This window comes from Moorena sp. SIO4G3 (genome assembly GCF_010692305.1).
Taxonomy (GTDB): domain Bacteria; phylum Cyanobacteriota; class Cyanobacteriia; order Cyanobacteriales; family Coleofasciculaceae; genus Moorena; species Moorena producens_A.
In genome coordinates this window covers 24,892-35,916 of sequence record NZ_JAAHIG010000053.1, presented here as the reverse complement: position 1 = coordinate 35,916, position 11,025 = coordinate 24,892, and the positions used below count along the sequence as shown (strand labels likewise).

Genomic DNA, 11,025 nt, shown 5'->3' with positions numbered 1-11,025 from the left:
AAGAAGCCCTGAGGCAAGCTGAAGCGAAATATCGCAATATCTTTGAAAATGCTGTAGAAGGTATCTTCCAAACCACCCCCTCAGGACGTTACCTCAGTGCTAACCCAGCTTTAGCTCGTATCTATGGTTATGAGTCCCCAGAAGTATTAATTAATACTGTAACGAATATTGAGCAGCAACTTTATGTTGATCCGAACCGTCGCTCCCAATTCATCCAGTTATTGGAAGAAAATCCTACCTTAGTGGATTTCGAGTCCCAAGTCTATCGCCAGGATGGCAGTTTGACTTGGATTTGCGAAAATGCCCGTGCCATTAAAGATGAAGATGGCAATCTGCTGTATTACGAAGGTACTCTAGAAGACATCTGTGAGCGTAAGCAAGCTCAGGAAGCCTTGCAAAAAGCCAATGAAGTGTTAGAAACCCGAGTGGAGGAACGAACAGCAGCACTACGGGACGCCAATCATCAACTAAGGATTGAGATTGTAGAGCGCAAGCACATCGAAGCAGCACTACGTAAATCCGAAGCTGAGTTGCGGGTACTGTTTGGGGCGATGACAGATGTGATTACCGTTTTTGATGCTCAAGGACGATACATGAAAGTAGTCTCGACCAATTCTGAGGTTTTATATAGTCCAACGACCGAACTACTTGGTAAGAGTGTCTACGAAGTTTTGCCCCCCAAGCAAGCTGAACTTTTTGTCACCCATATCCGGCAAGTCTTAGATACTAAACAAACCCTGAATATAGAATACAGTTTACCTATAGGACATTATCAAGTAGGAAGTATTAAGGATGAAATTAGTTCTAACTCAGACTTGAATGGCCACAAACTTTCGGACTTCGATTCCAAGAATATAGGGCATCACACTAACAAATATTATCACAATTCATCCGATTATGAAAAATTTTCGGAATTCAATGGCCAAAAGCTAGTGGGGCAAACTGACCAAGCATTTCATACTTCACACTATCCCGGTCATAATTCCCAGGTGTGGTTTGCTGCGAGTGTCTCACCCTTGCCAAACAATTGTGTGATTTGGGTCGCTCGTAATATTACGGAGCGCAAACGGGTTCTAGATGCACTCCAGGAAGCTGAAGAGAAGTATCGTAGCATCTTTGAAAATGTGGCTGAGGGGATTTTTCAGATTACACCGGATGGGCAGTACCTGAGTGTCAATCCAGCTTTAGCTCGGATGTATGGCTACTCTTGCCCAGAAGAAATAGTGGCTAAAGTTACCGATATTGAACAGCAACTCTATGTCAATCCCAACAGCTATGCTGAGTTTATTGCTGCGGTTGAGAACCATGGTGCTATCTCGGATTTTGAAGCTAGGGTTTATCGACAAGATGGCCAAATCATCTGGACATCCCAGAATGCTCGTGTTGTGCGTGATGCTCAAGGGAAACTACTGTACTACGAAGGCACTGTAGCCGACATTACCAAGGGCAAACAGGCAGAAGCAGCACTGAGAGCTGAACAAGAAAAGTCGGAACACTTGTTGTTAAATATTCTACCTCAGTCCATCGCCCAACGATTAAAACAAGAGCCAAAAGCTATTGCGAATCGCTTTGACGAAGTAACAATTCTGTTTGCTGATATTGTGGAGTTTACCAAGCTTTCTGCTCGCATCTCTCCCACAGAATTGGTTAATCTACTTAATCAAATTTTCTCAAGCTTTGACCAACTAGCGCAGCACCATGGATTAGAGAAAATTAAGACCATTGGAGATGCCTATATGGTTGTTGGTGGTCTACCGAACCCTAGGGATGACCATCCAGAAGCGATCGCAAACATAGCATTGGATATGCAACAGGAAATTAGTCGTTTCAAGCGGGATGATGGGGAACCATTCCGCCTGCGTATCGGGATTAACACTGGTCCTGTGGTAGCTGGGGTAATCGGTATCCAGAAGTTCATTTATGATTTGTGGGGGGATGCGGTTAATGTGGCATCTCGGATGGACTCTCAAGGGGAACCTGGGAGAATCCAAGTTACTGCTAGCACTTACGAACGTTTACGAGACAAGTATTTGTTTGAAGAGCGAGGGATTATTAATGTTAAGGGCAAAGGAGAGATGATCACCTATTGGCTGACTGGGCGCAAGTAAGTGATTCTTGTTCGCGTAGCGTGGCCTTTTGGCCAAGGTTGTTCGCTTTTGGCGTTCTAGTAGGGTAGGATAGCAGATTTAAGGTTAAATATTGAATGTTAAAGGGTGAATGTTAAAGGTTGAATGTTAAAGGTTGAATGTTAAAGGTTGTTCGCGTAGCGTGGCCTTTTGGCCAAGGTTAGCAGGTTGAGGGTTGACCCCCCTGCCGATCTTTGGGGGGATCAAAGCTTGACTGTTAACTAGCCCTTACCTGATTAATCCTCCATCTGCCTCTGCTTTTGGATAGAAATTTTTTGCCAGGTGTTCCTTTCCCGAGTCTGATGGGAATCCTAGAGGAATAAATATTTCTGATTTACTAAAATCTAGGTTAACCATGAGCAGAGTTTCTGTTGCCCAACAGATTGGTTTGATGTTAGGTATCTCCCTGGTGTTCGGTAACTGTTTTGCCAGTCGCAGTCTTGCCCAAACACTGTTTGAACTTGATGGTCGTGCTTACTTGGTGGGAGCTGATGGTGCTTTCCTGGGTTTAGTATCTAGTAACCCTGGGGATGAAAAGTCGATTTGTAATCAGCTAGGGGATTATGGTAATCTGTCTGGCGAAAATAGTGTGTGGAATCGGCAGGGAAATTATGGGAGTTCTAAGTCACACCTCAGTGCCTATAACCCCAGCACAGAATTACCCCCTGCAATTTATTACAGAAAGGCTCAAATCGGTTTTTTGACGGTAAACCCACAAATCGACAATTCTTTTGATCCTGATCTGTTATTCCAGGCTTTCTGTAAATAACAGGTTCATCGGTTTTCATTAATCACCCTTGCTCCCCTTCTTTAACAAAAGAATAAGGAGGGGATAAGCTGTCTGTAACTGTCCAGAATCCCAATAAGACGGCTGTATTGTATAGTGTAAAGCAGGTGAAGCAAGTGTTTAATTTTACTGACGAATGAAGAAATCAGTGTTGTGGTCAATTGCCCTATTTTCAATTGCCCTATCTGTACCTTTAGTCTTAGCGAAATCTCTGTCACCTGGCTCTGAGTTAGAAACATCTTCCTCAACCTCTTCTGCTCCAAATTCCCGAGATCAAGTTTCCCCTGAGTCGGATGGGCTGTCTAACCAAGAGGATACTCCCACATCCGAACTAACATCTACCGCCACAACTCCAACACCATCCCCATCTCCTACCCCCAAAGATGAGAATTCCACTGTCTCTAAGTCAACACCCTCACCAACCCTAGCCCAAACTAAAGCTACCGAAGCATCAACCTCTAGCAAGCAAGACACGAAACAATCTACTGCTACTACTAAGGATAAATCCCAGGATAAATCAGATAAATCAACCAAGACTGAGTCTTCTAATCACAACAACCAGCCGCCCAGCCAGTCTGAAGGGGCTACCAAAAATCAGCAACCAGCACCAAAGCTATTGAATGATGCTCCCATCCTAGAAATGCGAGTTGCTGTAGCCAATGGTGTTAAGTCTCTGGTAGTGGCTACCTCAACACCGGGTGAGTTGCTGGATGCTAGGGGTCAGCCCCTGGGTAAACTAACCGCCAATCAGGGAAGTAATGTTAAACCATTAGGGGACTATATTCAAATTGGTAACTATAAGACCCCCGCAGGGCTTTGGGTGAAGCCAACTAACGGAGGGTATGTATTGGTGGGAAATCGCTGGTATCGAGGGGATTTGCTATTGATTTCTAAGGGAGATAGCATCTTGGCAGTAAACTACGTTGACCTTGAGCTTTACCTGACTTCGGTGGTGGGAGCGGAAGTGTATCCTAGTTGGCCAATGGCAGCTCTGAAAGCACAAGCCATTGCTGCTCGCTCCTATGCTTTGGTTCATGCGATTCGACCCGCTAGTAAATTCTATGATTTGGGAAACACTCAGCGTTGGCAAGTTTACAAAGGAATCAAATATGAGTGGAACACCACGGCTCAGGCAGTTCAAGAAACTCGCGGCATTTTTCTAAGTTACAAAGGTGGCGTGGTAGAGTCCTTGTACGCCGCTTCTGACCATATTGTCAAAAATGTATTTGGTGGTCAGGGTATGAGTCAAACCGGAGCTCGTGACTTGGCTAAGCAGGGTTACACCTATCAAGAAATTTTAGGCAACTATTATCCAGGGACTAGTTTGGCTTGGATTGATACTGTTGAAGCGGATTACGATTAGAATTTTGTGGCAATTCAGCCACCATATTCTGGAAATATGTGTATAGAATAGATATTTTGTTGTTTTCCACAGGGTGAAACTATCATGAGCCGTGCTGAAAAAGTTGTTCTAGCATATTCCGGTGGCGTAGATACGTCGGTTTGTATCCCTTATCTTAAAGAAGAATGGGGAGTAAAGGAGGTGATCACCCTAGCGGCAAATTTAGGTCAGGGAGATGAACTAGAACCAATCAGACAAAAAGCCTTGGACGCTGGGGCAACAGAATCCTTGGTTGCTGATGCTACCTACACCTTTGTCAAGGACTATGCTTTTCCAGCCATTCAGGCTAATGCTCTTTATGAAAGTCGCTATCCCCTCTCTACTGCTCTGGCTCGTCCCCTGATTGCTAAATTATTGGTGGAGGCTGCTGAAAAATACGGTGCAGATGCGGTAGCTCATGGTTGTACCGGTAAGGGCAATGACCAGGTGCGTTTTGATGTGTCGATTATCGCCCTTAACCCCAACTTGAAAATATTGGCACCAGCTAGGGAGTGGGGGTTCTCTCGTGAAGATTCGATCGCATATGGTGAGCGCTTTGGTATTCCCTCACCAGTCAAAAAGTCTTCCCCCTACAGCATTGACCGTAACCTGCTAGGGCGCAGTATTGAAGCGGGGGTGCTTGAAGATCCGATGGTAGAACCACCAGAGGAAGTTTATGCCATGACAAAAGCGATCGCAAATACACCAGACGAGCCAGAGTATATTGAAATCGGCTTTGAGCGGGGTGTCCCCACTATTCTTAACGGTAATCTCCTTGACCCCGTGACTTTGATTAGTCAACTCAACGAGTTGGCTGGCAATCATGGTGTGGGACGGATTGACATGGTTGAGAACCGGGTAGTCGGTATCAAAAGCCGAGAAATTTACGAAACACCAGCCCTATCGGTGTTGATCCAAGCTCATCGTGACTTGGAAAGTCTGACCTTGACCGCTGATGTTACCCAGTACAAGCGAGGGATTGAAGACACCTACAGTCAAATGGTCTACAAAGGCTTGTGGTACAGTCCCCTTAAGGATGCTTTGGATGCTTTCATTCAAAAAACCCAGGAGCGGGTATCCGGTACAGTCAAGGTTAAACTTTTCAAGGGTAATGCCGTAATTGTAGGACGTCAGTCAGAGAATTCTCTCTACACTCCGGAACTGGCTACCTACACCTCCGAAGACCAGTTTGACCACAAGGCTGCTGAGGGTTTCATCTACTTGTGGGGATTACCAACTCGGGTGTGGTCAGCAAAAACCAGGAGTTAGGAATTTTGGGTTACGGTAATTGGGTTACGGTAATCGTTAACTACCAATTACCGATTACCCTTTGCAAATCTCAATTAATCCCCCATGCCCAATTTCTGCCTACGAGACTCAAACCATTTAGGAACAACAATCGAGCCAATCACCAAGATCAGAGCAACAATCGCAAATTTAGATACCGAAGAGATTAATAGTTCCAGAGGTATCAAGCGTCCGCAAAAGTAAGATAAACTCACCATCACTGATGCCCAGATCGTAGCACCAGCGAAATTGAATAATAGAAATTTCGGGTAAGGCATCTGAACAATCCCTGCCATTGGGCCAGCAAAGATCCGCAGTATTGCCACAAATCGACCAAAAAAAACTGCCTTAGCAGCGTTCTTACGAAATTCGGTTTTAGCCTCTGTCAGTTGTGCTTCTGTGATCCTGACTAAACCCACAATTCGCAGTAGTAAGGGCCAACCACCGATTTTACCAATCCAGTAACCACAGTTATCTCCTAGGACAGCACCAGCGATCGCAGAGCATAGGACTACCCAATAATTGAGTTCGCCGCTACCTGCACCGAAGCCACCTACCAGGGTAATGGTTTCTCCCGGTATGGGAACCCCAGCGTTTTCCAGGGCAATCCCAAAAAAAACTGCCCAGTAGCCATAGTCCTTAGCTATGTCCTGGACTGTTTCCAACGATAAAAGCTCAAAAGACATCCAGCGTTACAAAAATTAATACTTTTTAATATTTTGGCTCGATCATGTCTTTTGTGTCAATTAAAGCAGTATTATAGAAAATACTGGACAAACACAACCAGAACCAATTCGAGCTTTTATCAAAAGCTTGCTTGGTTAAATTAAAACTTCACTGGCGATTAATCCCATGCTTATCTTAGGTAGAGAGTGGAGCTTCTCGCCAGAATACCTAAAATTCACAATCCCATCAGGTGGGTACCAGTTCACCAGGACGAAGCTTTGCCCACTTGCCACTTTCCTGCTTAAAGCTATTACACCCCACAACGTCCCATTCCATTTCGATTATATCTTCAGTAGAACGGATATTGACATTGATGGTAGGCTCAACCGCTTCAAAGTTGGGAGATTCCGTCAGGTGAGGTACCTGATGCTGGGTTTCCACAGCATGGTATGTAGTACAGCGGTCTACGTAGTGGCAGTTAATGCAAATACACATTGCTTAAACTCCATTTCCTTTATGTTAGCATAGCTCAAATCAGACATTTCTTGAGTAGCTTATACGATAAAATAGTTAACTATTGGGTACTTTGTTGACTACTTTATTTTCCAAAAAATTTCTGTTTACGATTCCGAGGTTGCGATGTTCTCTATTCGAGTTTAGCACATATTGATATATAGTATTCATTCTGATATTTCAGAAAATGACTATGACTTATCAAACTGCTCTATCACCCGAAAATTGGCCGTTTAACTGGGAGTTACTCCCTTCTGAGGCTTGCTTGGTGGGTGGTGCGGTTAGGGATGCTCTGATCAACCGACAGTCGGATTACTTAGACTTAGACTTTGTTTTACCCACTAAAGCAGTACGGACAGCAAGCAAGCTAGCAAGACGTTATAAGGCCGGATTTGTGGTTTTGGATGCCCAGCGTCAAATAGCTAGGGTAGTGTTTGGCAACGCAACAGTTGACTTTGCTCAACAGGACGGGGATAGCATAGAGGCTGACTTACATAGGCGGGATTTTACGATTAATGCGATCGCATTTAATCCCCACACCAAGGAATTCATTGATCCATTACAAGGTATCTTAGATTGCCGTAAAGGGATAATCCGGATGGTGTCACCAGAAAACTTACAAAATGACCCATTACGATTACTGCGGGGTTATCGACAAGCCGCTCAGTTGGGTTTTCAGATTGACCCAGCCACCCAATCAGCGATTAGAAAGGTAGCACCGTTATTGAGCCAAATCGCAGCAGAACGGGTACGGACAGAATTGGGCTATCTCCTCAAGTCACCTCAGGGTGTACCTTGGCTAAAAGCGGCCTGGGAGGATAATGTATTACGACCATGGCTGCCTGATGCCACGGCTGAGGGTTTAGAGCACATGGCAGCAATTAAGCAATCCGCGATGGTACTGGCAGAAACTTGGCCTAAGCTTGGGGTGGAATTGAACTTAAAGGTGACTAAGCATTCTTTATCGTTGCTAAATTTGGCTAAGCTAGCAAATTTATTATCATCAATACCCGCAGTTGCTGAACAACAGGTGTTAGCTCTAAAGTACTCTCGTGTTCAGACTCGGATAGTAGTCAGGGCAATCCAACATTTGCCCCAACTGCTGTCTTATACTACTGCCAACGAGATCCCATTACGGGACCAGTATTTCTTCTTTCTCAACGTTGGAGCTGTCTTTCCTGTGGTAGCCCTTTTGGCAGTTGCCAGGGGCATGGCTGTGGATACTATAGCACCGTTGATTGAGCACTATTTGAATCCCAATGACCAGGTTGCCCATCCCACACCACTGGTTACTGGTAAAGATTTAATCAAATCCCTTAAGTTATCCCCTAGTTCTAAAATTGGTGAGTTACTGACTGAGATTCAAATTGCACGGATTGAGGGCAATATCGATAGTATTAAAGGTGCTCTGGACTTTGCTGCAAAACTGGACTCAATAAACTGTGGCTCTCAAGACAAATAACAAATAACAAATGATCTCAAATCCGATTAACTTATTATCATAAGCTATCAGCGATTAGCGCTACATCACAGGCTAGAAGCCTGTGCCACGCACGCTACTTGAGGTGCTATCAGCTAATGCGCTACAGATGGTGCTACTTGAGGTGCTTTTGAATAAAATAAGCTGACCGCTGACCGCTGACCGCTGACCACTGACCGCTGACCGCTGACCGCTGACCACTAACCACTAACCACTGACCACTGACCGCTGACCGCTTACCACTGACCGCTGAATGCTTACAAATCACCTACTTAAATGAAAATTTAATCAAGATAGTTTTTAATAAAATTCCGAAGTTTTTTCATCTTAAAAGTTTCAGTAAATTGATAAATAGTTTTGGCAAAGCTCGTAAATCGCTCATCTAATTTTTCCAGTTTTTTTACTTCTTGGTTTATGGCAAACACATTGCCTCTCTTTGCCAGTTCATAGAGTTCGACTAGTACATCCGCTGGAGGAGGTACAATCCCTTCTGCTGGACTATCCTCAGAGGATGAATCAATTGTGGTTTCTGGGTCTGATTCAACCTCTTCTTCATACACCCATTCCAGTTGCAGATGCTGCTGTAACTTTAAGAGTAATTCTTCAACTTGTAATGGCTTAGTAATAAAATCATCACAACCCGCCTGCCGACTTTTTTGCTGATAGGAATCAAATACGCTAGCTGAGAAGGCAAACACCACAATATTCTTCAAGTCTGGTGTAGCACGAATGCGCTTAGTCATTTCAAAGCCATCTAGCTCAGGCATGACCACATCAGCCAGAATAAGGTCTGGTTTTTCCTTGGCTGCTTGCTCTAACCCTTCAAGTCCGTTACTTGCCTCTAGCACCTTAAATCCTAGCGGTTGCAACAACTCGATGATCACAGAGCGATTTTCCCATTTGTCGTCTACTATCAATAGTTTTGGGGACGGTCCAGTGAAACCAATAATTCTTCTTGGAGAGACTTGAGAAGTATACTCACCAATCTCTGATATAGGGAACTCTATCTCTAGAGAAAAAATACTGCCTTCTCCAAAGGTACTCTCAACCTGAAGACTACCCCCCATCATGTTGACAATTCTTTGGGTAATAGTTAATCCGAGTCCAGTTCCTTCAGCACGGTGAAACCTATCTCCCACTTGTTCAAAGGGCAAAAATATTTTTTCCAGTTGTTCTTCTGGCATACCTATGCCTGTGTCTTCAACTGAGAACCGGACTTGGGCGAAATAAACTTGTGCTGAATCTTGCCTTACTCTTATTCTCTCAACCTTAAAGATTACTCTACCTTGGTCAGTAAACTTAATAGCATTTCCCAGTAAGTTTAGCAAAACTTGTCGCAGGCGTTTCTCGTCAACAGAGATACTATTGGGAACTTTATAACAGGGTTGGTAAATAAATAAAATTCCTTTTTGCTGAGCTTTAATATGGCAAATATCTACTACCTCGATCAGAAAGTTTTGAAAATTAATATCTATGGGTGAAAGTTCCATTTTCCTCGCTTCAATTTTAGAGAAGTCGAGAATGTCGTTGATCAGATTTAGTAGATGTTTGCCACACTGGTAAATAATTCTAATCGCATTTTTTTGTTGGGGAGTTAAGATTTTGTCTTGCTGGAGAATTTGCGCATAACCTAAGATACCGTTGAGAGGAGTCCGCAGTTCATGACTCATGTTGGCGAGAAATTCACTTTTAGCTTGATTGGCAGCATCAGCGACTTTTTTAGCTTTCTCTAATTCCTGGGTGCGGGTTTGAACTAATTCCTCTAAGTTCTGATTAAAATCTTGTAATTGTGCATAAAGGGTTGATAATTCTTGACGACTATTTTCCAGGGTGATAAGATCACGGTAAGATCTCAACGCTGTAATCGCTGTTGTCACTAACTTGTGTCGAGTCAGTTCAACTTTGAGCTTATAATCGTTGATATCGTAATTTAGAATAACTGATTCTTCAGGGGCTTCTCCCGGCTGACCAGTGCGTAAAATAATCCTCACTAATTTATTGTTTAGCTCCTCCCGAATCGATTGGGCAACTCTTAATCCGGCATCATTGGTTTCCATTACCACGTCTAACAACATGAAGGCTGTATCGGGATTATCCGCAATTAATTGTTTGGCTTCGTCAGCAGAATAGGCAGAAATAAAGATTAAGGGTTTGTCATCAAATGTGAATTGTTTTAAGGCTAGTTTGGTAACTTTGTGGACTTTGATATCATCATCCACTATCATCATTTTCCAAGCCGTTTGATTTTCCTCTGAGTGATTAGAGTCTTCCGTTTCATCAAAAACTAATTCTTCATCATCCTCAAAAACTAATTCTTCATCTTCCTCGAAAATCAGGTCTTGATCCTCTTCAAAAACTACTTCCTCATCATCAGTTATCACCTCATTAATTGGCTTGAGCATTATCATACACCTCATCCTTGGATTCTTTGATTGATTGCTGGAAAAGTCATCACAAATTGTGTTCCTACACCCACCTCACTTTCAGCCTTGATTGTCCCTTGCAGCTTTTGAACCACTAAGTTATAGACAATATGCAATCCTAGACCACTTCCTCCTTGATGTCTAGCTGTTGTACAGAATGGTTCAAAAATTCTTTTCAAATTGTCGTTAACAATCCCACAACCGTCATCGGTATATTCAACGATTACTTGATCCCCTTGACCGGTCTTGACAAAACTATAGCGCTATTTAAAACGTCACCTTTGATTAACTATAGCGCTAATTTAAATCCCCAAAGATTGTGGAGCTACCGTGTGGCTGGAAGTTGATCCTTCTGTTGAAAT

General features: G+C 43.5%; 10 protein-coding genes and 1 pseudogene. 5 read left to right on the top strand and 6 right to left on the bottom strand.

The features are described 5' to 3' along the window. On the top strand, nt 1-2,108 hold a 2,108-nt coding region (locus F6J99_RS12795; protein ID WP_293113242.1), incomplete at its 5' end, for an adenylate/guanylate cyclase domain-containing protein. Between the two features lie 246 nt (nt 2,109-2,354). Here F6J99_RS12795 and F6J99_RS12790 read toward each other — a convergent pair. Then, nucleotides 2,355-2,483 (bottom strand): hypothetical protein, encoded by a 129-nt coding sequence (locus tag F6J99_RS12790; RefSeq protein WP_293113241.1) that lies wholly within the window; start codon nt 2,481-2,483, stop codon nt 2,355-2,357. Here F6J99_RS12790 and F6J99_RS12785 point away from each other — a divergent pair. From F6J99_RS12785 to F6J99_RS12775, 3 genes are all read left to right on the top strand, one after another. Then, a complete protein-coding gene (locus F6J99_RS12785) occupies nt 2,482-2,895 on the top strand; it encodes a hypothetical protein (protein WP_293113240.1) in 414 nt (137 codons plus the stop codon). The genes F6J99_RS12790 and F6J99_RS12785 overlap by 2 nt on opposite strands. A 154-nt stretch (nt 2,896-3,049) precedes the next feature. Beyond that, entirely contained in the window at nt 3,050-4,276 is a 1,227-nt protein-coding gene (locus tag F6J99_RS12780) for a SpoIID/LytB domain-containing protein (RefSeq protein WP_293113239.1), read from the top strand. Between the two features lie 84 nt (nt 4,277-4,360). After that, the gene (locus tag F6J99_RS12775) at nt 4,361-5,563 is read left to right on the top strand and encodes an argininosuccinate synthase (protein WP_070392028.1); all 1,203 of its coding nucleotides are present in this window, start codon (nt 4,361-4,363) and stop codon (nt 5,561-5,563) included. 74 nt (nt 5,564-5,637) lie between these two features. Here the strand turns inward: F6J99_RS12775 and F6J99_RS12770 are convergent, their stop codons facing one another. Then, the gene (locus F6J99_RS12770; RefSeq protein ID WP_293113238.1) at nt 5,638-6,267 is read right to left on the bottom strand and encodes a DedA family protein; all 630 of its coding nucleotides are present in this window, start codon (nt 6,265-6,267) and stop codon (nt 5,638-5,640) included. A gap of 226 nt (nt 6,268-6,493) precedes the next feature. Continuing rightward, complete coding sequence (locus F6J99_RS12765; protein WP_070392030.1) at nt 6,494-6,742, bottom strand: Ycf34 family protein; 249 nt, start codon at nt 6,740-6,742, stop codon at nt 6,494-6,496. Nucleotides 6,743-6,947: 205 nt separating this feature from the next. Here F6J99_RS12765 and F6J99_RS12760 point away from each other — a divergent pair, with 205 nt between their 5' ends. Next, complete coding sequence (locus F6J99_RS12760; RefSeq protein WP_293113237.1) at nt 6,948-8,222, top strand: CCA tRNA nucleotidyltransferase; 1,275 nt, start codon at nt 6,948-6,950, stop codon at nt 8,220-8,222. 133 nt (nt 8,223-8,355) lie between these two features. Here the strand turns inward: F6J99_RS12760 and F6J99_RS12755 are convergent, their stop codons facing one another. The 3 genes and pseudogenes from F6J99_RS12755 to F6J99_RS12745 form a co-directional block, all read right to left on the bottom strand. After that, entirely contained in the window at nt 8,356-8,508 is a 153-nt protein-coding gene (locus F6J99_RS12755) for a hypothetical protein (protein WP_293113236.1), read from the bottom strand. 16 nt (nt 8,509-8,524) lie between these two features. Next, entirely contained in the window at nt 8,525-10,642 is a 2,118-nt protein-coding gene (locus tag F6J99_RS12750) for a response regulator (RefSeq protein ID WP_293113235.1), read from the bottom strand. Between the two features lie 11 nt (nt 10,643-10,653). Then, nucleotides 10,654-10,890 (bottom strand): annotated as a pseudogene (locus F6J99_RS12745) (ATP-binding protein); the annotation flags it as partial. Between the last annotated feature and the right edge of the window lie 135 nt (nt 10,891-11,025).

What these genes read in the sequence shown, in the direction of transcription:
- F6J99_RS12775 (WP_070392028.1), top strand. Translation starts at nt 4,361, where the DNA reads ATGAGCCGTGCTGAAAAAGTTGTTCTAGCATATTCCGGTGGCGTAGAT.
- F6J99_RS12765 (WP_070392030.1), bottom strand. Translation starts at nt 6,742, where the DNA reads ATGTGTATTTGCATTAACTGCCACTACGTAGACCGCTGTACTACATAC.
- F6J99_RS12750 (WP_293113235.1), bottom strand. Translation starts at nt 10,642, where the DNA reads ATGCTCAAGCCAATTAATGAGGTGATAACTGATGATGAGGAAGTAGTT.
- F6J99_RS12785 (WP_293113240.1), top strand. Translation starts at nt 2,482, where the DNA reads ATGAGCAGAGTTTCTGTTGCCCAACAGATTGGTTTGATGTTAGGTATC.
- F6J99_RS12760 (WP_293113237.1), top strand. Translation starts at nt 6,948, where the DNA reads ATGACTATGACTTATCAAACTGCTCTATCACCCGAAAATTGGCCGTTT.
- F6J99_RS12770 (WP_293113238.1), bottom strand. Translation starts at nt 6,267, where the DNA reads ATGTCTTTTGAGCTTTTATCGTTGGAAACAGTCCAGGACATAGCTAAG.
- F6J99_RS12790 (WP_293113241.1), bottom strand. Translation starts at nt 2,483, where the DNA reads ATGGTTAACCTAGATTTTAGTAAATCAGAAATATTTATTCCTCTAGGA.
- F6J99_RS12780 (WP_293113239.1), top strand. Translation starts at nt 3,050, where the DNA reads ATGAAGAAATCAGTGTTGTGGTCAATTGCCCTATTTTCAATTGCCCTA.